This window comes from Paenibacillus sophorae, from assembly GCF_018966525.1.
Taxonomy (GTDB): domain Bacteria; phylum Bacillota; class Bacilli; order Paenibacillales; family Paenibacillaceae; genus Paenibacillus_AQ; species Paenibacillus_AQ sophorae.
Window position 1 is genome coordinate 3,994,320 of the sequence record NZ_CP076607.1, and the last position, 25,493, is coordinate 4,019,812.

Annotated in this window: 18 protein-coding genes; 9 read left to right on the forward strand and 9 right to left on the reverse strand. The window is 50.5% G+C overall.

The window, feature by feature from the left end; translation table 11 throughout:
* Positions 1-161 precede the first annotated feature (161 nt).
* Genes KP014_RS18855 through KP014_RS18885 form a run of 7 tightly spaced genes read left to right on the forward strand, consistent with a single transcriptional unit; the run spans position 162 to position 11,025 of the window.
* On the forward strand, positions 162-2,348 hold the full coding sequence (locus KP014_RS18855) for an NAD-dependent epimerase/dehydratase family protein (protein WP_090833718.1): 2,187 nt from the start codon (positions 162-164) through the stop codon (positions 2,346-2,348).
* On the forward strand, positions 2,341-3,234 hold the full coding sequence (locus KP014_RS18860; RefSeq protein WP_036597169.1) for a hypothetical protein: 894 nt from the start codon (positions 2,341-2,343) through the stop codon (positions 3,232-3,234). Before KP014_RS18855 ends, KP014_RS18860 begins: the two co-directional genes overlap by 8 nt.
* Before the next feature lie 10 nt (positions 3,235-3,244).
* A complete protein-coding gene (locus tag KP014_RS18865) occupies positions 3,245-5,083 on the forward strand; it encodes a DUF2194 domain-containing protein (protein ID WP_051500229.1) in 1,839 nt (612 codons plus the stop codon).
* A 4-nt stretch (positions 5,084-5,087) separates the two neighbouring features.
* Positions 5,088-6,530, forward strand: a complete 1,443-nt coding sequence (gene pelF / locus KP014_RS18870; RefSeq protein WP_036597168.1) for a GT4 family glycosyltransferase PelF — start codon at positions 5,088-5,090, stop codon at positions 6,528-6,530.
* Positions 6,506-9,613, forward strand: a complete 3,108-nt coding sequence (pelG, locus tag KP014_RS18875; protein WP_051500228.1) for an exopolysaccharide Pel transporter PelG — start codon at positions 6,506-6,508, stop codon at positions 9,611-9,613. The genes pelF and pelG overlap by 25 nt, the downstream gene beginning before the upstream one ends.
* 1 nt (position 9,614) lies before the next feature.
* Positions 9,615-10,328 carry a polyphosphate polymerase domain-containing protein gene (locus tag KP014_RS18880; protein WP_036597166.1) on the forward strand — a complete coding sequence of 238 codons (714 nt, stop codon included), beginning with the start codon at positions 9,615-9,617 and terminating at the stop codon, positions 10,326-10,328.
* Positions 10,329-10,344: 16 nt separating this feature from the next.
* On the forward strand, positions 10,345-11,025 hold the full coding sequence (locus tag KP014_RS18885) for a DUF4956 domain-containing protein (protein ID WP_090833719.1): 681 nt from the start codon (positions 10,345-10,347) through the stop codon (positions 11,023-11,025).
* A gap of 69 nt (positions 11,026-11,094) precedes the next feature.
* Here the strand turns inward: KP014_RS18885 and KP014_RS18890 are convergent, their stop codons facing one another.
* The 3 genes from KP014_RS18890 to KP014_RS18900 all read right to left on the reverse strand — a co-directional run bounded on the left by KP014_RS18890 (position 11,095) and on the right by KP014_RS18900 (position 13,368).
* The gene (locus tag KP014_RS18890; protein ID WP_036589834.1) at positions 11,095-11,817 is read right to left on the reverse strand and encodes an amino acid ABC transporter ATP-binding protein; all 723 of its coding nucleotides are present in this window, start codon (positions 11,815-11,817) and stop codon (positions 11,095-11,097) included.
* The gene (locus tag KP014_RS18895) at positions 11,804-12,463 is read right to left on the reverse strand and encodes an amino acid ABC transporter permease (protein WP_036589833.1); all 660 of its coding nucleotides are present in this window, start codon (positions 12,461-12,463) and stop codon (positions 11,804-11,806) included. The genes KP014_RS18890 and KP014_RS18895 overlap by 14 nt, the downstream gene beginning before the upstream one ends.
* Positions 12,464-12,564: 101 nt before the next feature.
* Positions 12,565-13,368: a transporter substrate-binding domain-containing protein gene (locus KP014_RS18900; RefSeq protein WP_036589832.1), complete on the reverse strand. Its 804-nt coding sequence runs from the start codon at positions 13,366-13,368 to the stop codon at positions 12,565-12,567.
* 317 nt (positions 13,369-13,685) lie between these two features.
* Between KP014_RS18900 and KP014_RS18905 the strand changes: the two genes are divergently transcribed.
* Positions 13,686-15,500, forward strand: coding sequence for an alpha-glycosidase (locus tag KP014_RS18905; RefSeq protein WP_051499456.1), 1,815 nt, complete (start codon positions 13,686-13,688; stop codon positions 15,498-15,500).
* Positions 15,501-15,645: 145 nt separating this feature from the next.
* Here the strand turns inward: KP014_RS18905 and glgA are convergent, their stop codons facing one another.
* Both glgA and glgB read right to left on the reverse strand, forming a co-directional pair.
* Positions 15,646-17,076 carry a glycogen synthase GlgA gene (glgA, locus tag KP014_RS18910; RefSeq protein ID WP_036589831.1) on the reverse strand — a complete coding sequence of 477 codons (1,431 nt, stop codon included), beginning with the start codon at positions 17,074-17,076 and terminating at the stop codon, positions 15,646-15,648.
* 30 nt (positions 17,077-17,106) lie between these two features.
* Entirely contained in the window at positions 17,107-19,200 is a 2,094-nt protein-coding gene (glgB, locus tag KP014_RS18915; protein ID WP_090833720.1) for a 1,4-alpha-glucan branching protein GlgB, read from the reverse strand.
* A 353-nt stretch (positions 19,201-19,553) separates the two neighbouring features.
* On the opposite strand from glgB, the gene KP014_RS18920 reads away from it, so the two are divergent.
* Positions 19,554-20,783: a glucose-1-phosphate adenylyltransferase gene (locus tag KP014_RS18920; RefSeq protein ID WP_036589830.1), complete on the forward strand. Its 1,230-nt coding sequence runs from the start codon at positions 19,554-19,556 to the stop codon at positions 20,781-20,783.
* A gap of 107 nt (positions 20,784-20,890) precedes the next feature.
* Here the strand turns inward: KP014_RS18920 and KP014_RS18925 are convergent, their stop codons facing one another.
* The 4 genes from KP014_RS18925 to KP014_RS18940 are packed head-to-tail and all read right to left on the reverse strand — an operon-like array spanning position 20,891 to position 25,480.
* Complete coding sequence (locus tag KP014_RS18925; protein ID WP_051499455.1) at positions 20,891-21,979, reverse strand: GNAT family N-acetyltransferase; 1,089 nt, start codon at positions 21,977-21,979, stop codon at positions 20,891-20,893.
* On the reverse strand, positions 21,976-23,439 hold the full coding sequence (locus tag KP014_RS18930) for a sensor histidine kinase (RefSeq protein WP_090833721.1): 1,464 nt from the start codon (positions 23,437-23,439) through the stop codon (positions 21,976-21,978). The genes KP014_RS18925 and KP014_RS18930 overlap by 4 nt, the downstream gene beginning before the upstream one ends.
* Entirely contained in the window at positions 23,436-24,134 is a 699-nt protein-coding gene (locus KP014_RS18935) for a response regulator transcription factor (protein WP_036589829.1), read from the reverse strand. The genes KP014_RS18930 and KP014_RS18935 overlap by 4 nt, the downstream gene beginning before the upstream one ends.
* On the reverse strand, positions 24,131-25,480 hold the full coding sequence (locus KP014_RS18940; RefSeq protein WP_175491737.1) for an FG-GAP repeat domain-containing protein: 1,350 nt from the start codon (positions 25,478-25,480) through the stop codon (positions 24,131-24,133). The genes KP014_RS18935 and KP014_RS18940 overlap by 4 nt, the downstream gene beginning before the upstream one ends.
* Positions 25,481-25,493 lie beyond the last annotated feature (13 nt).

The following is a 25,493-nucleotide window of genomic DNA, read 5'->3' on the forward strand; positions in this document are numbered from 1 at the left end:
TCCTCGCTTTTATTATAATGAACAAGGGTTCGCAAATATTTCGTCTTATACATATCATCCACTACTATAGAACTAGTCAAATAGTTCTTTAGGATGTATAATATTGGCAACAAAAGCAAGTATAAAGTCTGTTATTTTTTAGTATAGAACGGAGAAGCAGTATGAAGGTGTTAGTAACGGGAGGCTACGGCTTTATTGGATCTCATGTATCCGACCGCTTTCACAAAGAAGGCTACGATGTCTACATTATTGACGATTTGTCATCGGGAAGCAAACACAATATCCAATTCGCGCACAAAGGATATATTCTTTCTATTAATGATCCCAAATGCGAGGAAGTGTTCCGCAGCAACAGGTTCGATGCTGTAATCCACCTGGCCGCACAAAACGATGCCGCCGCTTCAATGGAGTCTCCCCTTCAGGATACGGAGTCCAATGTTCTCGGTTTATCCAGTATGCTGACTATGGCAAGCCGGTATGGCGTTAAGAAATTTATCTTTGCGTCCTCGGCGGCAGTCTACGGAATCAATGAAGATGTTCCTTTACTTGAGACAGCTCCCCTCGCCCCAAATTCTGTTTACGGGGTCAACAAAATGATAGGAGAAACCTACTGCGCCAAATGGAAGGAAATATACGGACTGGATACCGTGTGCTTTCGTCTATCCAATGTATATGGGCCGCGGCAGGGGAACAAGGGTAAGCGCGGCGCGGTTTCCATTTTTATGCACCATCTGATGGAAAATCAAGATATAACCGTATTCGGAGACGGTAATCAGACCCGCGACTTCATCTACGTAGAGGATGTCGTTGACGCTATATACAGGTCCTCCTACTCCTCGATCAGCGGTGTCTATAATTTATCGACCGGCAAGGAGAATTCCATCAACGAGTTAATCGATGAACTTCAGATGCTGCACGGAGGCACAGCCGGCATCACCTATACTTCACCGCGTGAAGGCGATGTTTACCGTTCAACACTTAACAACAGCCGAATCATGCATGATCTGGATTGGGCTCCCAAATACTCTCTGCAGGAAGGTCTCGATAGAACCTACAACTGGAAATCTGAGAAAAAGGACGATAAATCCGCGCAAAACCCCGTATCAAAGAAAAATTCCCCTCTGCGTAAGAAGCTGAACAGCCTGCTGCCATACGCTGAGAATCTTATTGCATTTGCCGTGCTTGCCTTAATCGACAGCCCTCTGGAGAGAACAGAATATGCCGGTGTTGATTTGAAGATCGTCTTTATTATCGTCATGGGTATTCTGTATGGCAGCCGCCAATCCATGCTTGCCGTGATGCTGTCTGTTATACTGTTTATTCAGGAGAAAATGGATAACGGCCGCGACCTGCTGTCTCTGCTCTACGATACGACATTATTCTTTCAGACGGCTCTTTATCTGTTCATCGGCCTTGTCGTCGGTTACAGCGTCGAGCACCGGATCAATAAGCTTAACCGGGCTGAACGGCAGCTGCTTCAGGCCGGTGAGAAGTACACCTTTCTGTATGAGGTATATGAGGATACCCGTTCAGTCAAGGATCAGCTCCAGCAGCAAATCAGGACAACCGAGGACAGCTTTGGTAAAATCAACGCCGTTACCAGGGAGCTGGAAAGCCTGGAACCAGAGAGAATCTTCCTGGAGGCAGTCGGCGCGGTCGAGAAAATCATGAAGACCGATCAGGTCAGTATTTACACAGTCAACAAATCCAAGCAATATTTGCGCCTGGCCGCCCACTCCTCCGGAGCTTCCCTCGTGCATGCCCGTTCCTTGAAGGTGGAGGAGCATCCGCATATTATGTCCTTGCTGGAGGGCAAACGTCTTTATGTCAATAAGGAGCTGCTGCCTGGGCTCCCTCTGCTTGCCGCTCCGGTCATCAGCAGCGGAGAAGTTGTAGCCGTTGTAGCCGTCCATGCCGTCGAGTTCAGCCGCTTCACCCAGTACTATCAGAATCTGTTTAAGACGGTCGTAGACCTCATATCCTCCTCGCTGTCCCGCGCGCATGCCTACGTTGAAGCCGCAGGTGACCGCAGGTACATAGACGGGGTGGATGGGCGGATTTTACGAACGGAGGCCTTTATGAGCATATTGGCCAGCAAGCAGGCCGCCAGCGAGCGGTTCGGCGTCGATTATGTGCTGCTCTCCACCGGATTTTGGAACGCGTCCGCCGAGCTGGCCGAGCGTATCCACACTTCCCTGCGCGAGACTGATTATTTGGGTCTTGGCGAAGACGGTGAACTGCTGATACTGCTCAGTAATTCCAATCAAAATGATGCCCAATTTGTTATGGACCGTTTATCCGAAAAAGGAATCTTTCTGCAAGAAGGAAAGGAATCCTTCTATGTATAAGCTCCTATATCTGATCTATTTCGCGGTTTGCGCTTGTTACTTCTTCCTGCGTTTTCGCCGCTCACTGCCTGAAGCGGCCATAAGGCTGGCCTTCGCTTCGGCTTTCCCGCTCATTGGCTTTCTGCTTCCTTTGTTCTGGCCCCAGCGGCACCGCTGCGATGAATCTCAGCGTATTCAATCGCTGGAAGCGTATCTCCGCCAGGATGCGAACGCCGATCCGTTCAAGGTTTCGCACTTGTCCGAGGCCGAAAAGGAGCTGAATATTGTTCCACTGGAAGAGGCTCTGCTGGTGAACGATTTAACCTCGCGCCGCCGGACCATGATAGATCTGTTGAAGCAGGATGCGACTGAACATCTGGAAGTGCTGCGCATGGCTGTCGGCAATGAGGACACCGAAACCTCCCACTATGCTGTGAGCGCGGTCGTAGAGATCAAGCGCAAGTTGAACCAGTCCTTGCAAGAATTTTCCGTGCGCTATGAGACAAGCCGGGATGATGCCCATTTCCTGGCCTCCTATGCCGAAGTGCTGCAGAATTACATGCGAAGCGGATTTCTGGACGGAAGTACGCTGCTGCAGCTCAAGCATTCCCTTGCCGAAGTGCTGCAATATTGGACGGAGGCAGATCCAGACGCATTCGAAGCGCATGAACAGAAAGTGAGGATTGAGCTTGAGCTAGGAAATTACATAGCCGCAGAGCAGGCGGCAGCCTTAATGATGGAGCGGTTTCCGCATCGCGAGGAATCCTATCTTGCGCAGATGAACCTTTATTTCGTCTTAAGATCTCCGCAAAGGTTCAACCATGCTCTCCAAGCGCTAAAGCAATCACCCGTTCGTCTGTCGAACGAAGCTCTAAAATTAGTTCGGTTCTGGTCGGAAGGAGCCTGATGGAAATATAATGAAGCAACCTATGAAACTGAACACCCGCATTTACAGCATCATCATCTTTATCATCCTACTGGCATTTGTTATGTATTTGACCCAAACCCAGTACTTCCAGCAGTTCAGCCATAGCCAGCAAAACGAGGATTTGACCAAGAACTGGAAGACTGAAGCAGCCTCGGCTTCCTCTGTATCCCCGCAGTCCGGCCCCTCATATTGCCTTGCCTATGACAGCAATGACGAATTTAGCACCAAAGTCAATATGCAGGCTAGCCGCACGCTTGGGTACATGAAGAAGGAAGTATCCATAACGGATCTGAGCAAGAAGAAGCTCAAGCCTTCAGGCTGCGCCGCCGTCATACTGACGGTTCGGGATCTTTCTTCTGTCGGTAATCTGGATGACCTAGCCAGCTATGCGGATCAAGGAGGGCATATATTCTTAACCTCCATGCCGGAACAAAACGATGCGTTTTACCGATTATATCGAAAGCTGGGCATCTTGAACGCCGGGAATTATAAAGATGAGGCCGGTGTGCATCTGCGTGATGAGGTGCTGATTGGAGAATCCGGGCTGCATATCGATGACAGATTTATCATGAATACAGTGATGCAGGTGGAGCTGGATTCTTCAGTCCACGTGAATGCTGAGACATCGGCGGGAACGCCGCTCATGTGGAGCATCCCAAGCGGGAAAGGCTCTATTATGGTGTTTAACGGCACGATGCTTCAGGAGAAGATTAACCGCGGGCTGATCGCCGGGGCTATCTCCATGATGGTGCCTGACTTCATATACCCTGTCTTCAATTCGAAGGTGGTTTATATTGATGACTGGCCGGCGCCATACGGCAACTCCATTGATGAAGCGATCTACAAGACGTACAAGTTGAACCGGCATGGCTTCTTTAATGAAATATGGTGGCCGGATATGCTGAAAATAGCCAAACGGTATAATGTAAAGTACACCGCGGTGCTGATTGAGTCTTACCAGAATCGCGTGACCCCGCCCTTTGACTCTCCGTCCGATTCTGACCCTAACGGACTGATCGGCTACGGCAGGGAAATTATTAAAAGCGGCGGTGAAATCGGCCTGCACGGCTACAATCATCAGTCGCTTACGATGGACCAAGGTACCAGTGCCGCGTTCGATTATCAACCCTGGAACAGCGTTGACGATATGACGCATTCGATTCAGGAGGCTGTAAGTTACGCCAAACAAGGATTTCCCGAATATACCATGTTCTCGTACGTGCCTCCGTCCAACGTGCTCAGTCCGGAAGGACGCGAAGCCCTCAAAGCGGGCTGGAAGAATTTATCCGTCATCGCTTCTCTATTTCCGGAAGATGCAACTGGAATATCGTATGTGCAGGAGTATGAGTTGGCGAAGGACGGTATTATGGAAATGCCGCGAGTCACCTCCGGTTATGAAGCTACCCCCTTTGTACATTGGGCGGCGGCTAGCGTGCTGACGGCCAACGGGATCTTTTCTCATTTTGTCCATCCCGATGATGTGCTTGATTCCGAGCGAAATAAGAACATGAACTGGGAAAACATGTACAAGACCTACTCCGAAATGATTTCCGGATTGAACGAGCGCTACCCGTGGCTGCGAGCCCAGACCTCAATGGAAGCGGCAGTCGATATGAAGAACATGCTGACAAGCAGGATCAGTGTGCAGCAGGATAACAGCTCCATTAAAGGTTCGGTAACACCTCTTGAGGATGAGTCTTACTTTATCTTGCGGACCCGCAAAAAAGTCGGGAATCTGTCGGGCTGCTCCGCGGATAAAATCGGCGACGGAATCTTTCTAATTACCGTCCGGGAAGCCGAATTCACAATTCATTTAAGCGAGGCATGAGTTCATGAAAATATGTATAATAGCGGAAGGCTCCTATCCCTATATCACCGGGGGCGTCTCCAGTTGGATTCATTCTCTCGTTACCAACATGACTGAGCATGATTTTATTATTCTAGCCATTGGAGCTGAAGAGAAGCAGCGGGGGGCTTTCAAGTACAAGCTTCCTTCCAATATCGTTGAAGTGAAAGAGATCTTCCTGAACAGCTACATGAACGAGACAAAGCCGCGCAGGGACCGCCTCCGGCTCACTCCCGCCGAACATGAGGCGCTCGGCTCCCTGCTGGGCGGCGGCACTTCGGTGGATTGGGCCGGTCTGTTCGATTTGCTGCGTTCAGGGCGTGTGACTTCCGCCGTTCAGTTTCTGATGAGCCGGGAATTTTTCCGGGTCTTGTCCAAACGCTGCCAGGAAGATTATGAACATGTGCCGTTCACCGAAATGTACTGGACCGTCCGGTCTATGATGCTGCCGCTGCTGCTTACGATCCGCGAGGATATTCCAAAAGCGGATTTGTACCATAGCGTGTCTACCGGATATGCCGGAGTCATCGGCGCCCTCGCCAAGCATCTGTACGGCAAGCCCTATCTGCTCACTGAGCACGGCATCTACTCAAGGGAAAGAGAAGAGGAGATTATCAAAGCTGACTGGGTGCAGGGTTATTTCAAAGATTTGTGGATTCAATACTTCTACCGGCTGTCCGAGGCAGCATATACCATGACCGATCAGGTCATTACACTGTTTGGCCGCAACCGGGACATTGAAGTTGAAATCGGCTGCGACGAGCGGAAAATCAGCATCATCCCAAACGGTGTCAATGTCGCCGACTATGCGGAAGTCGCAGGACCTCCTCCGGAAGGAGCCCCCCTCCGGCTCGGCGCCATAGTCCGCATCGTACCGATCAAGGATATCAAAACAATGATTCAAAGCTTCGCGCTGGTGAAGCGGGAACTGCCGGAGGCGGAGTTATATATTATGGGTCCCTCAGAAGAGAATGAGGATTATTTCCAGGAATGCATTGAGTTGGTAGAAACCCTGGAGGTGCGGGATATTATTTTTACAGGCGAGGTTAATGTGCGCCAATACCTGAATCGGCTCGACATTATCCTGTTATCCAGCATCAGCGAGGGAATGCCGCTGGCCATTCTTGAAGCGATGGCTGCGGGCAAACCTTGTATCACGACCAATGTCGGCAGTTGCCGCGAACTGATGCTCGGCAACGGTGATAACCATGGTCCTGCCGGTATCGTAGTTCCCGTCATGCATTATGATCAGATGGCAGCCGCCATCATCCGGCTTGGACGCAGCCGCGAACTGCGCGAGCAGATGGGCCGCAGCGGTCTTAAACGGGTGGCGGAGCACTATACCAGGGAACAGTTCATTGAGGGCTACCGCGAATTTTATTTGGCCTATGAGGAGGGGCGATCATGGCAGGCATCGGCTTCGAACTAAGAAAACTCCATAACGAACATGGACTGCTCCGTCAGATCCGGGCTTACGCCTACTCATCTATGTCCACAATCGGGCCAATGATCCTGTGTATGGCAATGGTGGCCGGCATTCAGCGGCTGATGGCGGTTTCAGGAGCCGCTTTTCTGGAGCGGGAACTGTTCATGACCACAATTGTGTATGCTTTTATTTTCTCTGTACTGGTCACCGGCGGCGTCTCCATGGTGCTAACCCGTTTCCTGTCCGATATGCTGTTCCAGAAGAAATACAAGCATGCCCTTTCCTCATATTACGGCGCCGCAGCCGTTTGTTTGCCGGCGGGTGCGGTGGCGGCGCTGATCTTTCTAAAAGGTGTGGAAGCCGGCTTCGCGTACAAGGCTGCCGCGTTTCTCCTGTTTATGGAGCTGATCCTCATCTGGCTGCAGTCCGTTCACCTTACAGCGCTTAAGGATTATAAGCGTATCTTCCGCGGCTTTCTGCTCGGAGCCTGTACTGCCGGACTGGGAGCATGGGCCGTCTGCGAATACACACTGTATCAGACAGCCGCAGGTATGCTTATCGCAGTAGATGCGGGGTATTTCCTCGTACTGCTGCTGACCAATCGGCATTTCGAACAGGTGTTTCCCATTCGGGATTCTCGCTTGTATTTTCACTTTCTGTCCTATTTCGGCAAATACCCGGCTCTATTCGGGATCGGCACATTCCTCTACGCGGGTGTCTACACACACAGCTTTGTGTACTGGTTCGGCCCGCAGAATAAAGAGGTGGCGGGCCGCTATCTCATCTCTCCCTTTTATGATACGCCGGTCTTTTATGCCTACTTAAGCGTTATGCCAACCTTAATTCTCTTTACGGTCGCCGTCGAGACCAACTTCTATGAGAAATTCAGAGGATATTACGATCTGATTCGTCAGCGGGGTACATTGAAGGAAATATCGGAGGCCCGGAAGGAGATGCAGCGGACGCTGATCCGTGAACTGACGTTTCTTATGGAAACCCAGCTCATGTTTACTGTGATCAGTCTTGCGCTTGGCATCAAGCTTCTTCCAATGCTCGGCTTCAGTATGAATCAGCTTGATGTCTATATCATCCTTTTATTAGGCTATTATTTCTTTATCATTACATTTGTCATCATGCTGCTTCTGCTTTATTACGATGACCGGAAAGGTGTTTTTATGATCAGCGGTGTTTTTCTCGTTCTTAATACCGGCTTTAGTATACTCTCTATGCTGGGCGGCTACGATGGCTACGGTATGTTTGTCGCTTCCTTTATCGCCGTGCTGCTCGCGCTGGGACGGTTGATCATTTATGTCCGCAGCATTGATTACCATACCTTCTGCGCCCAGCCTGTTAACCCGGTGAAGCGGGAACGAAAGCGGTTGTTCCGTCCCGGACTGACGTCCGTTACGCTTGCCGCTCTTATCATATTGTTGACGGGCTGCATGGGCGGCGGCTTGGAAGAGAAGACCGCTACGGAAGCGGCTAATCCCCCAATTTCCGATTCCGTTAACCAGGATAAACTTAACGAGGACAAGCGTATCTATGAAAGGGATAATGATTCCTCAGTAGATACCTTGTATTTGACCGTGCTTGAAGGTGAGAAAAAAGAAGGCGCAGCCCCCCTCACCTGGTATGATTTGAACCGGATTCGGAGCCGGATGGAAGAAGGCTCGATTGACGCCATTCTGCAGGAAGGCACAGCCAATGGCAGCGGGCCGACTCCAGGCTCCTTTGGCTACTCATCGCAGGAAGCCAACGCCCATGTTTCACTTCGCGGGAGTTCGACGCGGTATGCTTCCCAGCGATCTTACAAGATCAAGCTGAACGATCAGGCGGGGCTATGGAATGATCAGCGCACGCTCAACTTGAATAAGCATGCCTATGACCCTTCGCGTCTGCGTAATAAACTCAGCTTCGATCTGTTCGAGACGATCCCGAATATTACAAGTCTGCGCACCCGCTTCGTGCATCTCTTCGTGAAGGACCTAAGTGAAGGCGGCGCTGCCAACTCAAAGCCGTTCATCGATTATGGCCTGTTCACGCAGATCGAGCAGCCCAACAAGCAATTTCTAAAGAACCACTGGCTTGACCCTTACGGACAGTTGTACAAAGCTACCATGTTCGAATTTCTCCAGTATCCCGAAGAGCTTCGATTGCAGGATGATCCGCTGTATGACAAGGCCAAGTTTGAAACGCGCCTGCAAATCAACGGGCGTGAAGATCACCGGAAGCTGCTGGACATGCTGCAGGATGTGAATAATCTGTCCATTCCTATCAATGAAGTCATAAGCAAGCACTTTGACCTGGATAACTATCTGACCTGGATGGCCTCCAATATTTTAATGGACAACATGGATACGAATGCCCAGAATTTCCTGCTGTACTCCCCGCTCAATTCCGAAAAATGGTACTTCCTTCCATGGGACTATGACGGAGGCTGGGAGTTGCAGCAGAATTCGAATAACGTCATCTCTTATAACAGTGGTATCAGCAATTATTGGGGCTCCAAGCTGCATAACCGTTTCTTCCGCAGTATGGAAAATGTAAATCTGCTCAAGGACAAGATCGACGAGCTGTACCGGGACTACATTAACAACGATATCGTTTCCAAAAAAATCGCCATGTACGCCCCCATCACACAACTGTACACGAGCAAGCAACCCGATAAAGGCTTTCTCACGGAGCTCGTTTCCGATATCCCCAAGGATCTGGCAGCGATCAGTACAGTTCCAGAACGTTCTATGAAGCGATTTAATGAAGATATACAGAAGCCCAAACCTTTCTTTCTGGACGATCTGCTTCAGGAAGGAACAGCTTCCGTATTTCAGTGGGATGCCTCGTTCGACCTTCAAGGAGACAGTTTGGAGTATGAATTCACTCTGGCCAGGGACCCGCTGTTCACAAAGGTGGTCAAGCGGTTAGAAACACCGGGTACTTCAGTTCGTCTGGGCGGCCTCACGCCAGGAACCTACTACTGGAAGGTGACGGTGGACGACGGCAAGGGACATTCGCAAATCGCATTTGATATTTATTTCGACGAGGAAGGCACTCCTTACAACGGCGTCAGAGAGGTTAAGGTGAACTGACATGGAATTTATGGGCCGGCCGCTCAGGCACGAATTCAAATACTACCTGCATCCCCATGAATATCTATCCATGCGTCAGCGCGTAGCCGCGCTGCTTCCGCTTGATCCGCACTCGCAGAACGAGGACGGATACGGCATCCGGAGTCTGTATTTCGACAGTCCAGTGGATCACGCGCTGTACGATAAGACAAACGGAATTTTCGGGCGCGAGAAGTTTCGTATCCGGATATACAATGCAAGCGACAGCTCGATCAAGCTGGAACGCAAGAGTAAATACGGAGATTATGTCAGTAAAGAGAGCGCTCCGCTAACCCGCTCCGAGTACGAAAATATTGTGCACGGGGACGCCTCGTTGATTGCAGATTCGCCGCACCCTCTTGTTCGGGATTTATATAGGGGGCTTACCTACAAGGGATACCGCCGGGCGGCAATCGTCGATTACGTGCGGGAAGCCTATGTATATGATTACGGGGATGTCCGGATTACGTTCGACAAGAAGCTCTCCTCCGGCATCAACAGTCTGGATTTGTTCGACCCCGGGCTGGCTTTACGAGAGGCTCTGGATGATTCTACACGTACCATTCTGGAAATTAAATTCAACCGTTTCCTGCCGGAACCGGTGCGTCTTATCGCCACCCCGGCTGCCAGTGTCCGATCCACTATATCCAAATATGTGATATGCAGGGAAGCCGCCAAACTTCATTTCAAACGATAAGGGGATAAACCTCAAAATGGATGATACTATAAATTTCCAGGATTTATTTAAAAAAAGTGCGCTTCACCTCGATGCCTTCCGAACCGTTTCGTACATTGATGTCCTGCTCGGGCTCGTCGCCTCTTTATGTGTAGGTCTGTTTATTTTTTTCATTTACCGCAAAACCTTTCGCGGGGTTGTCTACAGCTATAATTACAATGCCGCCTTTGTGCTCATGTGCATGATTACCAGCATGATTATCATGACTATCAGCTCCAATATCGTGCTCTCTCTCGGTATGGTCGGAGCGCTCAGTATCGTGCGTTTCCGTACCGCTGTGAAAGATCCGCTGGACATCGTATACATGTTCTGGTCGATCGCGGGAGGCATTGCAACAGGAGCCAAGCTCTATCCTGTCGCACTCATCGGCTCGCTCGCCATTGGACTCGTGCTGCTGTGGCTGTCCCGGCGCAAGGTCCGGGAGCAGCCTTACCTGCTGATTATCCGCCACTCAGAGGTTGCCACTACGGAGCTTCGGATCCGGATGCGGAAAATTGAGCATACGCTGAGATCCAAGACGATCCGCAAGGACTTTGTGGAGCTTACGGTCGAACTCAGGCTGCGGGATAACAACACCGCGTTCGTCCATGACTTATCCTCTATTGAAGGGGTTATGGATGTATCGCTGATTAACTATACCGGAGATTACGCCCAATAACATAAAAAGCGCCAGGACAGCCGAAACAGCTGATCACTGGCGCTTTCGCTTTTAGGAGCGACTAAGACATTACAAAACCTTGCTCAGAAAATCCTGCGTTCTGGCATGCTTTGGGCTGCCAAACACTTCTGCAGGCGTTCCCTGCTCGACGATAAACCCGCCGTCCATGAACAGAATCCGGTCCCCTACCTCGCGGGCAAAGCCCATTTCGTGGGTAACGATGACCATAGTCATGCCCTGCTCGGCCAGCTTCTTCATCACCTCAAGCACCTCGCCCACCATCTCGGGGTCCAGCGCCGAGGTCGGCTCGTCGAACAGCATCACATGCGGCTGCATGGCAAGCGCGCGGGCGATCGCGACCCGCTGCTTCTGCCCGCCTGAAAGCTGCGACGGGTATGCATCCTTTTTATCTTCGAGTCCGACGGTGCGCAGCAGGTCCATCGCTATTTTGTCTGCTTCCGCAGGAGACTGCTTCTTGACTTTTACCGGAGCCAGCGTAATATTTTGCAGCACGGTCTTGTGAGGGAACAGATTGAACTGCTGGAAGACCATGCCCATTTTTTCGCGAGTAACATTGATATCATGCTTCCGGTCTGTAATGGACTGTCCTTCAAAGGTAATTTCTCCGCCTGTCGGCTGCTCCAGCAAATTCAGGCAGCGCAAAAAGGTGCTTTTTCCCGAGCCGCTGGGACCGATGACGACAATCACTTCACCTTTTTGTATCGTAAGATCAATGCCTTTCAGAATTTCCAGCTTTCCAAATGCCTTTTGCAAGTTCTTAACGGTGATCACTGGCACTCCATCTCCTTTCCAGTCGGCCAAGCACCTTAGATAATGTAAATGTCAGAATAAAATACATCAGAGCGATAACCAGCAGCGGAGTCAGCCCATCATAGGTAATCGTGGTAATGGTTCTGGCTTGGAACAACAGATCCATCGCCCCAATCATCCCGACAATGGACGACTCTTTGATAATGGTGATGAACTCATTGCCTATCGCCGGAAGCACATTCTTCAGCGCCTGCGGAAGAACAATATAGCGCATGGTCATCGCCTGCGTCATCCCCAGTGAACGGGACGCTTCCGTCTGTCCGCGATCCACGCCTTGAATACCCGCCCGGAATATTTCGGCAAGATAGGCTGAGCTGTTGATTGTAAGGGTAATGGCCCCCGACTGTATCGCGGTAAACTCAAGGCCGATTGAAGGAAGACCGTAGTGAATAATAAACAATTGAACAAGCATCGGCGTTCCGCGCAGAAACTCTACCCAAGTACTGGTGATCCAGCGAAGCACTCTGAAGCTCGACATCCGCAGCAGAGCGACGACGATCCCGAGCACGAAACCGCAAATCACTCCGATTACCGCGAGAAGAAGCGTGTATTGCAGTCCGGTCAGAAAAAAGCTGCGGTATTCATACGCCATATTTAGCAAATTCATCTTACTCGCAAACCTCCTTATCAACAAAAAAATAGAAAACGGCGGATCACCGCCATTTTCTTCATTTGAGTGAAAAGCAACATTCCAGTGTATCTTTAATCTTATTTGCTCTCGGCCAGTTCGGTCGCCTTGGTCACATACTCTTCGATCTTCCCGGCGGAGTTCAGTTCGCCCAGAGTCTTGTTAATCTGTGTCAGCAGTTCCGAGTTGCCCTTCTTGACCCCGATGACGTAACCGTCATCTTCCACTTCAGGCTTGGCATCAGTAATGGCCAATCCCTTCACATTTTTTACGAAGGATTTGGCTACCGGCCCTTCCATAATGGATGCATCGACACGGCTGGACTGAAGCTGGAGCACGATATCGGAAATTTTCGCGAGCGATGTCAGTTTCGCCCCCTCGATTCCTTTGGCGATATCTTCCTGAATGGAACCGGTCTGAATGCCGATCTTAGCACCCTTCAAGGATTCCATCGTGCTGAATTTATCCTTATCGGCTTCGCGGACCACAACGGCCTGCTCGGCTTTATAATAAATATCGGACAGATCGATTTGCTTGGCTCTTTCCGGAGTCGGACTAAGGCCCGAAATGACCATATCCACTCTTCCACTGGACAACTCATTCAGCAGCGAGTCAAACGGCAGGTCCTTGATGACCAGCTCCGCGCCCATATCGGAAGCAATCTCCTTGGCAATATCAATGTCAAAACCGACGATCATATCCTTGCCTTCTACCACCTTGTGGAATTCGTACGGCGGAAAGTCAGCGCTTGTCCCCAGCGTCAAAGTCTTCGTCGTACCGGCATTGCCATCTGTAGCGTTAGTAGTGGAACCATCTTTGCCGCAGCCAGAAATAAGGCTTGCCGTAAGCAGCATCCCCATAGACATTTTAATCCATTTGTTCATTTTCTCTTTCTCTCCCCTGTTCTCTCGTCAGGCACTTGAAGCCCATCTTTAAGTAAGTTATTTATGTCTTTGTCCCGGACCGACTTATTATAATTCAACTCGTATGAATATGCAAAGAGTATTTTGTTGACAAATTGCTAAAATTATAGGGGAGTGACCGCATCCTTTTTTTGCGAAATAAACAGGTTTATTGGCGAGTATCAGTTTCTGAAAACATTCAGAAAAATAGTTTATTATTATGTAATTAAGGGTATTAAACTAAGTATACCCACTTGGGAGGCGTAGTGGCGCTTCAAACAGATTTAGGAGGGAAGATCATGCTGCTGGAAGCTTTGTATCACGTTCCACGCGATAAATGGGCATATGCCTACGATAAGGAATCCGTGCATCTGCGGATGCGGACCAAACGGGATGACGCTGATGCGGCATATGTCATGACCGGCGACAAATACGCTTGGGATCAGACCTTCGAGGAAATCGCGATGGAAAAAGCCGCTTCCGATGAACTTTTCGATTATTGGGAAGCCTGCGCGCGGCCTAAATATAAACGGCTATCCTATCTCTTTCGGATCGAATCCGGCGACGAAACGGCTTATATGTCCAGCAAAGGGATTATGCATGAGATGCAGCAGCCTCCGGGAAACAATTTCGAATTCCCGTATATTCATGAGATTGATCTTTTCAAGGTTCCCGAATGGGCCAAAGAAGCGGTCTTCTATCAAATCATGCCGGACCGTTTCGCTAACGGAGACACTGCCAATGACCCGGAAGGAACCGAGCCGTGGGGCGGTGAACCGAAGTATAACAACTTTTTTGGAGGCGATATCCAGGGCGTAATCGATCATCTCGACTACCTGGTTGATCTGGGCGTTAATGCGATTTATTTCACGCCGCTGTTCGTGTCACCCTCCAATCATAAATACGACATCATTGATTACAAAAAGGTTGATCCCCAGTTCGGCGATAATGAGCAGCTAAAGGCTCTAGTCGACCTCTGCCATGAGAAAGGCATCCGCGTCATGCTCGATGCGGTGTTCAACCACTGCAGCAAAGAGTTCCCTCCCTTTCAGGACGTACTGGAGAATGGAGAACAGTCCAAATATGCCGATTGGTTCCACATTAATTCTTTCCCCGTAGAGGTCGTGGACGGTATACCGACCTACGATACCTTCGGCTTTTATGAGGCAATGCCCAAATTCAATACGGCCAATCCGGAAGTCAAATCCTATTTGCTGGACGTGGCGGAATACTGGATCAAGGAAGTCAAGCTGGACGGCTGGCGTCTTGACGTGGCCGATGAGATCGATCATCACTTCTGGCATGATTTCCGCAAGGTTGTGAAACAAGCCAATCCGGAGGCTTATATCGTAGGCGAGGTATGGAGCGATTCTTTAGCTTGGCTGCTTGGAGATCAGTTCGACTCGGTCATGAACTATCCATTCTCGGGAACCGTACTGGAATTCTTTAACGGCGGAATGGACAGCTACACCTTCTGCAATAAAATAGGCGGTCTGCTCATGCGCTACCCTAAGCAGAGCAACGAGGTCATCTTTAACCTTCTATGCAGTCACGACACCCCGCGGCTGCTTAACGCTCTGGGAGAAGATAAACGGAAAATGAAGCTCGCGGTCGCCTTCTTATTCACCTTCATTGGCACGCCATGTATATATTACGGCGACGAAATCGGGCTGTCCGGCGAAGGCGATCCCAACTGCCGTAAATGTATGGAATGGGACCCTGGCAAACAAGACCTAGAACTTCGCGATTTCTATAAAATGTTGATTTCGCTGCGCAAGGAGAACCATGCACTGCGGGGAGGCCATTACCGGATTCTGGGCGCCTGCAAAGATGATCCCTGCATCATTTATGAACGGATGGACAGTGAAACCCATTTTACAATCTGGATGAACAATTCCCCCGAACCCCGCAGCTTAAGTCATGCGATAGAGACCGAGGATTGGACTGATGCGCTCACCGGCGACGAAGTAAGGCCGGAAGAGGGGATCATGCACATTTCCCTCGAACCGTATGGATTCCGCATCTTATCCCGCCGTCTTGATCAGGAGACGCCCTCAATGGTCCATAACACGTCCCGCAAGGAATCAACGGAGCACTCTCCCGTGCACCGGTAACGTTCTACCCGGCCGCTGCAATATCAGCCTAGACCTAAGTATCGGATTTCGGTAAAAAAAAGCAGCTTTCTCTAGCGCTCAAGCGCTTGTGAGAAAGCTGCCTTTTTCTTGATTTTCGTGAATCAGTGTACACTCAGACCGAATATTATACCTGCCCGGTAATCTTCTTGTAGATATCGATATACTCCTGCGCCGATACATCCCAGCTGTAATCTCCCGTAAAAGCGTTGCGGGTTACTCGTTTCCAATGCTCGGGCTTGTTATAGAAGGAAATCGCACGGCGAAGGGTGTTCATCATGTCATGAGCGTTATAATTGGTGAAGGTGAAGCCGTTACCTTCCCCCGTCTCCTCGTTATAGGAGTGAACGGTATCGTTCAGTCCCCCCGTTTCCCTGACAACCGGAATGCTGCCATACCGCAGGGCCAGCAGTTGGCTGATTCCGCACGGTTCGAACTTCGACGGCATCAGGAACAGATCGCTTCCGGCATAGATTTTACGCGACAGTTCATCACTGAACCGGATCTGCGCAGATAGTTTGGTGGGATAACGCCATGCGGCTTCGCGGAACCAGCGCTCGTATACTTCATCCCCCGTTCCAAGGACCACAAACTGGACGCTGTCGTAATACAGCATTTCATCCAGAACCCGGGTCACCAGGTCAAGTCCCTTCGAATCGACTAGGCGAGTGACCATGGCTACAAGCGGGATATGCGGCGCTACCGGAAGACCCAGCTCCTTCTGCAATCCGATTTTGTTCTCGATTTTCTTGTTCAGATTATTCCGGTATTTCGTAAAGATTTTGGGGTCAGTAGCCGGATTGTAGTCTTTCGTATCAATACCATTGACAATCCCGCTCAAGTGATCGGCACGGGCGTTCAGCAGGCCGTCCAGGCCATAACCAAAGTGAGGTGTTCTGATTTCCTGCGAATAGGTCGGACTGACCGTAGTCACATAATCGCTGAACACGATGCCGCCTTTAAGGAAATTTACGTTGCCGTAGTATTCCACCCCGAGAAAAAAGCTGCCATCCAGGCCGAGCAAATCGCCCAGAACCTCATATGGAAACACGCCCTGGTACAGCAGATTATGTATGGTGAATACGGTACGGATGTTGCTGTAGAACGGATTGCTGCGGTAATGCCCTTCCAGAAGCATGGGAATGACGGCGGCGTGCCAATCATGGCAGTGCAGCACATCCGGCTGGAAGTCAATCGCCGGGAGCACCTCTAGAACGGCCCTGTTGTAAAAAGAAAACCGTTCCGCATCATCCAGATATCCGTATATGCCGTCACGGCCGAAGTAGTATTCATTGTCTATAAAATAGACCGGCACCCCTTCATAACTCAGCTGCTCAATTCCGCAGTATTGATTCCGCCAGCCTACAGGCACCTCGATCACCTTGACTGGCTCCATTTGCGAACGATATTTCTCGGGAATCCCCCGGTACTTCGGCATAATGACTCTTACATCCACTCCGGCTTCCTTCAGCGCCTTCGGCAGCGCACCGATTACGTCGGCAAGGCCCCCCGTTTTGACAAACGGGTGGCCTTCCGCAGCGGCAAACAGCACTTTCATTCCCTTTTCCTCCTCTTGTGTAACTGATTGTTAAATAGAGTGATCGTCTACCTGAGGGATTTCGTCACTTTTCGTTTTTCGTTTGCGCGGAGCTGCTTTTTTGGCCGGCGTTTCGGACTTTGGAGGCTTGTCTGCCGGTTTATCTTCACTCTTGGCTTTGGCGCGCGTCGTTTTAGCTTTTCCTTTTGGAGCTTCCTCTAGTACGGCTGGCTCATCCCCCTTTGTCTTCCGTGCACTCTTTTTTAGCACCACCATGCTAAGCGGAGCCAGGGTTAGTTCAAGGCTTTGGAGTTGATTGTGTATTTCTTGTTTCTGCGTCTTCAAAGGGCCTGCGATTACTCCGGAGCCGCCGAATTCCGGTCTTTCCGTACTGAACGCCACTTCATAGGTTCCCGCTTTTGGAACGCCGATACGATAATTCGGCCGCTCCACCGGCTGGAAGTTGATGACGACAATAAGCAGATCGCCGGCTTTTTTCCCTTTGCGAATATAAGAAATGACGCTTTGCCAGTTGTCGTCGGCGCTGATCCATTCATACCCTTCAAAGCTGTGATCAAGCTCCCAGAGCGCTTTTTCCTCAAGGTAGAACTTGTTGAGCGCAGCGGTGTAGGCCAGCATTTTCCGATGGCTCTCATAATCGAGCAGCAGCCAGTCGAGCTCTTCCTGGTCCTTCCATTCGATGAACTGGCCGAATTCACCGCCCATGAACAGCAGCTTTTTGCCGGGGCTCGTTATCTGATAACCCAGCAGCAGCCGGAGACCCGCGAACTTTTGCTCATAGGAACCTGGCATCTTATTCAGCAGCGACCTCTTGCCATGCACCACTTCGTCATGGGAAAGCGGCAGCGTATAATTCTCCGAGTAGGCGTAGGCAATCGGGAATGTCAGCAAATTGTGATGATAGGGACGGGCATCAAACTCCTTCTCCACGTAAGCAAGCGTATCGTTCATCCAGCCCATATTCCATTTGTAATTGAAACCAAGCCCACCGTCATGCACAGGAGCGGTTACGAGCGGCCAGGCGCTGGATTCCTCTGCCATCATCAAGGCATACGGGTAATGCTGAAACACTATGGTGTTCAATTTCTGCAAGAAGGCAATGGCCTCAAGATTCTCCAGTCCGCCATTGACATTGCGCCGATACTGATGTTCCTGCTTCTCAAAATCAAGGCGCAGCATGCTGGTAACCGCATCCACACGCATGCCGTCGATATGGTACACCTCATACCAGAACAGGGCGTTGGAAATAAGGAACGATAGAACCTCCGGTCTGCCGAAGTCAAAAGAAAGCGTTCCCCATCCCGGCTTCTCCGCCTGCATCGGATCGCTGTACTCGTAGCATGGCGAGCCGTCGAACATGCGCAGGCCTGGAGCGTCCTTTGCAAAGTGGGCAGGCACCCAATCGAGAATAACGCCGATGTTCGCCTGATGCAGACGGTCGATCAGGTACATCAGCTCCTGCGGCTCTCCGTACCGGCTCGTTGCGGCAAAATAACCCGTTCCCTGGTATCCCCAGGAGAGGTCGTATGGATGCTCCGCCAGCGGCATGAACTCCACATGCGTATAGCCCAATTCCTGCAAATAAGGAATCAGCAGGTCGGCGATTTCCGTGTAGCTGTACAGCTCCCCGCCTTCCTTGTTATGAATATTCTCCTTCTGTCTCCATGTGCCCATGTGCATTTCGTAAATATTTAGGGGTTTGTTGTAAGAACTTTTGTTCTTACGCCGCCAGGCCGCATCACCCCAGTGGTAGCCTTCAATATCGGCCACAACCGACGCAGTAGCCGGACGGACCTCGGCCAGAAATCCATAAGGGTCCGCTTTCAAAAAGCTCGAGCCGTCCTGGCCGATAATTCTGTATTTGTAAAATGTTCCCCGGGCAATTTCCGGGAAAAAACGAGTCCAAATCCCCGAATCGGGTATCTTATATAACGAGTCTTCCTCACGGCTTCCATCCCAGCCGTTTCGATCGCAAGCCAATCCTACATATGTTGCATGGGGCGCCCACACGGAAAAACGCACTCCGGGAACTCCTTCTTCCACGGCGATATGCGCTCCGAGCATGCGATAACTGCGGTAATGGGTACCTTCGTGAAACAAGTAAATATCCTCCGGTGACGGCATGTTTACTGCTGTTGGTCGCTCAACCAAATGATTACCACCTTTTGTAAGAATGATTTAAGGTTTCCGGGGTCCCTGCAAAGTACCTGAATATACTCCGAAGCAAAGCTGCACTTTGTAGGAATATTTTTAATACAGGATGCACCTAATACATTACCCCAATTTCATCCGTTTGAAAATAATTGGTGCAGGCAAGAAGTGAAAAAGAATTGAAGATCTCAGCTATTTTTGTGTAATTTTCCAATGGACTTTGTAATATATTTCACTTAGCTTCATTGTTCACTTTTCAGACGTCCGCCGGTCAGGTTATATAACATGTATTGTTTTGACAAAACACATTTTTGGAGGGGTAACGAATGAGTAAAAAAGATTGCATCGCCATGCTATTAGCAGGCGGGGAAGGGCGCAGGCTTGCTCCACTTACATCAAGTATGGCCAAACCGGCCGTCCCTTTCGGAGGACATTTCAGAATTATTGACTTTCCCCTCAGCAATTGTGTGAATTCGGGTATTGATACGATCGGCGTACTGACGCAGTATGAAGCTGGTTCCCTTCACAGCCATATCGGTACGGGAGAGCCTTGGGGTCTCCGCACGGAAGAACGTAATGGCGTAACACTGCTGCCCTCCGGCAGTGAAGGAAGAGATTGCTATACGGGTACGGCAGATGCTATTTATAAAAACATTCCATATATCGACAATCTTAATGTAGAGAATGTGCTTATTTTGTCCGGAGATCATATTTATCATATGGATTACCGCCAAATGCTTGATTATCATGTTGCTAAAAACGCTGAAACGACGATCTCCGTTATGGAAGTTCCATGGGAGGAAGCAAGCCGCTTTGGTGTCATGAATGTTGACGATGATCTGAAAATTACGGATTTTGTCGAGAAGCCAAAACAACCGCAAAGCAATCTGGCTTCAATGGGTATTTATTTGTTCCGCTGGGACTATCTCAAGGCTCACCTGCTTAGAGATGCAGCGAACAGCAATTCCAGCCACGATTTCGGCAAGGATGTAATTCCCGCTATGCTGCAGAATGAAGATACCCTCTTTGCGTACCGTTTCAAAGGCTACTGGCGTGACGTGGGTACGGTGGAAAGCCTGTGGGAAGCTCATATGGACCTCTTGCAACGAGATAATGGCTGGAAATTTAACAATGCGAATTGGCCCATGTACAGCCGCTCTCAAGTATTCAAACCATCAGCCATCCGGTCCAAAGGTCAATCCACAGATGCGGAATCCCTGGTTAGCGAGCATGCTTCCGTGGAAGGCAATATCCAGCGTTCGGTTATTTTCGACAATGTTGAAATCGCCAAAACCTCCTTCGTCAAGAACAGCGTGATTATGCCCGGCGCCCGCATCGGCAAAAACGCATACATCGAAAATGCGATTATTGGCGAAGATGCTCTAATCAAAGAAGGGGCTGTTGTCAAAGGCAGTATTGATCGTATCGCTGTGGTCGGACCGCGCGAGACGATTGCGCCCAAACCGCTTATCCTTACCCAGCCTTCCCGGTTGCTTCAGGATGTATACGAGAAAGCCGGTACCGGCAGACTTCGGGCCGGGGGCCTACTCTCGTAAGAACCAGAATAAAAAAGGGTTGTTTCAACAGGTTAATGCCTGTGAAACAACCCTTTTTGCTTAATTTGAGTTAACTTCCCGGAATGAATGACGCCGTGTTATGTACGTTAAGTCATGTTGTGTTTCATTTCGCTCCATTCTCTGTCCAGCATAGCCATATCGATAAGATTCGCATAGCGGTCACTGAAACGGGCCGCCTCGAGATGCTCGCCTTCCCGGCGAAATCCAAGAGCTTCATAAGTACGAATCGCGGATGTGTTGAAATCAAAGACGCCGAGCGCCAGCCTATGCAGCTCCAACGATTCAAAGCCAATACGCATAGCTTCGCCGATCATCCGGCGCGCAAAGCCCTTTCCCCGGTATTCCGGATCAAGAATGACCCTTCCAATTCTGGCCGAACCGTTATCCCGGTCAATGCCGGCCAGACTAAGATGTCCGATGACGGTATCTGTTGCCATATGCACGGCGCTGTACACCATCAGTTCGGATTCGGCCGGATGGTTTGCGCCGTCGAGATATTTTCTCAGCTCATCATCCTGAATCGGAAAGTGAAGCGAAGGCCCCGCCCACTGCTTGAGGAAATCCGGCGAGACGCTCCAGCGTCTCAGACATTCGAAGTCCACTGCATCAAAATACTGCAAACGGATAGCATCTTTATCGCCTGAAGTCTCCATTTTCTCGTACAGATTGACAAGCCGCCCTCCGCCCACATCATGGGTACCCATATAACGGAACCCCTGGCTCTGGTAATATCGGTTCAGCTTTACATTATCGGCAATCGTATCTAGGCGAAGCCCGCTGCGTCCGGAGGCTTTGGCCATCTCGGCGGCGAATTTCAGCAGCTTGCTGCCCAGTCCCGCTCCACGGAACGGCATTGCCACAGCAAGCCTGTGCAGATAGGCAAATGACTCGTCATTTCGCCGCCCCCAGTACTGGGGATCTCCAAATTGCAGCGTGAACATACCGGCAGCCACGCCACCTTGCATAGCGATATAGACCTCGCGCTCGTTAAAGTAATTCAGGATATCCTCTTCCTTGAACTGTTCCGGTTTCCATTGTGTGAGGCCGTTATCACGCATCCACTGCGCCGCTTCGCGCAGCAGCTTCAGAACCTCTCCAGCCATACTGGAATCGGCGTGAACCACGTTCAGTTTGCCCAGGGAAGTGTGGATATCACCAGTAATCGGCAAACTCAATGCTTGCCCTCCTCCCTATCATGATTTTCCTCCGGCAACGGCAGGCTCACCTGCTCCATCGTCTCCACTGCCGGAAACGGCTCCGCAAGCTGCAGGTAAACCGTAACCCGAGTGCCTTTGCCAAGCTCACTGTCAATTTCCATCGTTCCGCCATGAAGCTCCACCAGCTGCTGTGAAATAGCCAGACCAAGCCCGGTGCCGCCGTTGAGCGAGTCCACCTGGAAGAAGCGGTCTTTTACCCGGTTTAAGTGATCCTGACTAATGCCGATCCCGCTATCCTGTACCACGATTTCGGCCTCTTCTTCGTCAGCACGGCGCGCTGTAAGCATTATGCTTGAGCCTTCATGCGAGAATTTCACCGCATTGTCGGTCAAATTCAGGAACACCTGCTTCAGCCGGTTGGCATCGCCTCTGACATAAATGCCTTCTTCCGCTTCCAGCACAAGCCTGATGCTCTTTTTCTCGGCTTTGGCCCACAGATTCAGAATAATTTCCTGCAGCAGTTCTCTGACACCTACGGTGCCGATGGAAAGCTTCATTTCATTCTGATGCAGCTTGGAGAAGTCGAGGATCTCCTCTACAAGCCCGATCAGCCGGTCGCTTTCCTTGGAAATAATGCTCATTCCGAGCTTCGTTTCTTCGGGGTCGTAACCGCCAGAGATTAATGTCTCACTCCAGCCCTTGATGCTGGTCAGCGGCGTCCTAAGTTCATGCGAAATCGAGGAGATAAAATCATCCTTGATCTGGTTGCTCCGCACAATCTCCTCGGCCAAGTAATTCAGGGTTGAGGCAAGCTCGCCGATTTCGTAAAGATAATCTCCCTTGATGCGCATATTGAATTTACCTCTGGCCATTTGCGCGGATACCGCCGTAATATTGTTCAGCGGCTTGATAATTGAGTTGGCCAGCCCGAAGCTGAAAGCGGCGACGACCGCAAGTACGGCTATGCCAACGCTAACCGAGATAAGAGTGACGTTAAGCAAATCGGCGTTCACTCCTTCAACAGAAGTCACATACCGCAGCACATAGGCGTCGCGGCCATGAATCTGCAGCACCTTGGAGACAGCCATGACGCTCTCATTGGTTCCGGGTTGCCTTCCTACCCAACGGCCAATCCCACCACCGACCGCTTCCGGCACATCGCTTGTCGTAATCGTCCGGTCCGGCTGAAAGCCGGTCGAACTCGTAATCATGTCGCCATTCAGCGTCAACACCTGCAGCTCCGTATAGTCCAGCGCAAAGCTGTCCAGCAGTTCCTGAAGCGAAAGCGGGGAGTCTTCGCTGGTAATCTGATAAAAATATTCCGCTTGGCTGATATGCGTTGAAATTCGGGTATAAATGCTGTCGTAATAATACGTTCTGATCACAATCAAAAAGATGACTTCCACGAGGAGAAGCGCCAAAAAAACTACAAGAATGTAGTGTAAAACAATCTGTCTGCGCATCCCCTTTTTAATCATTGTCCTTGACCTTTCCATTTATAGCCATGCCCCCATACTGTCTGCAGATATTCGGGCTCTGACGGATTGTTTTCGATTTTTTGCCGCAGCCGGCGGATGTTCACATCTACGATCTTTGGATCACCCATATATTCCTTGCCCCATACATGATCGAGCAGAACGTCCCGGCTCAGGGGGGTATTTTCTTTTTCAAAGAAAAACTGCACGAGCGAAAATTCGGTCGGCGTCAGTTCGATGGGATCTCCGCTGCGCTTGAATTGCTTGGAGATAAGATCCAGCGTAAACGGGCCGGACTGGAAGGACACCTTGGCCGACTGCTCCCGGTGCACGTTCACTCTCCGGAGAAGCGACTGAATGCGGGCAATCAACTCCGTAGGGCTGAAAGGCTTGCTGACATGATCGTCGGCGCCCACAGACAGCGCATATACCTTATCCTGCTCCTGCACCTTGGCCGTCAGAAAAATAATACCAATCCGTTCATTCGTTTCACGGATTCGTCTGCACACTTCGAAGCCGTCAATACCCGGCACCATCACGTCAAGCAGCGCGATATCAATGTCGGGCACTGAATTCAGCTTGCTGAGAGCTTCATTGCCGTCGGCCGCTTCCAGCACTTCAAATCCATTGCGTTTCAAATTGATAACTATAAAACTGCGGATGGATTCTTCATCCTCCAGTATGAGCACCTTACTCAATTGATTCCCTTCCTCTCTGCGGGAACCGTAGTGTTCCCCTTCTTGATTCCGTCTGCATTCTGCTCCAGCTTGCCCCGATAGCCGATGATCTTATCCGCATCCCGGCCCCAGAGCTCCCAGCCTTCACCTTTCACCTGATCCCACTCCTCCGTAGAGAAAAAGGAAATTTCGGCAACCGTTTCGCCGGTGTCTGACATTATAAACTTGAGATATCTATCCTTCACGGATTTCGTGTCGACCGTAACTGTGCCATGCCATGACGGCGGAAAATTCAGTGTGAACCTGTCCGATGGATCACGGTACTGCTGCAGTGCAAAGGCCAGCCCTTCCTTTCCATCCCATTGGTAATAGGAATAGAACCAGGGGACGGCATCCGCCTCGAAATTCTCCCAGCCGGACGGCCGTTCCATCAGGCCGATTTCGATAATGCCGTCTCCGTCGATATCCCCGCTCGAAATCCGGCGGTCCTTAAATGTACTGTCGTCACCGGAGAGAACGACGCGGAAACGGTTATTTTCCATTACGATCATATAACTGTACGCGGAATGTGAATTGACGGCTGCGTCCAGCACGATGCCTTCTTTGCCTTTCGCCACTTTGCCCACGACAATGTTGTAATAATTGTTAATATAAGGATCGAGATTCTCTAACCGGTCGAGCTCCTTGAAGCCCCCGTTATATTGATAGGTGGTCAGCGTGGAAGATTCATTCCGTTTGAGCGAAACGACCGTAATATCATCCATGCCGTCTCCGTTTAAATCGTCGATCACATATTTGGTGTAGGGGAGCGTCAGCGTTTCCTCTAGCGACGTTCCCGAATAGCTGTACACGACCAGACCCTTCTGGAGTCCTTCATCTCCCCTGGAGTAACCGACAATAATTTCCGGCTTGCCATCTCCCGTAACGTCCCTGATCTCCACCGATTCGAGTGCGGTTCCCGCGCCATCGAAGGTCAGCTTCTTGACCCAGGAGCCGCCCTGCTTCTCCAGAATCAAGCCGTGTATCAGCACTGCCTCACCGGGTGTCTCATAGAAGACGAGTGTTTCTGGAATTCCGTCACCGTTCAGGTCTTCCGTGCGGATGGAGCTGTCGTCGTCATTGGTTGGACGAATCAGCTTCAGCGAGTTGATGGCGGCCATCAGCGTCGCCTTATCTTCGGACAGCCGCGGCGACTTCATCCGGGATATGGGATCGCTGATAAAGGTACACCCGGACAACAGCGAAAGCGCCAATATACCGGCGCCAAGACGCCATAAAGCAGGCATGGCGGCGGGGAGCCGGAAGTCCGATACATCGGCGGCAGAACGCCGCGAACGATGGCGCCGCAGACTTTGTATAATCAACATGATCACTCATTTC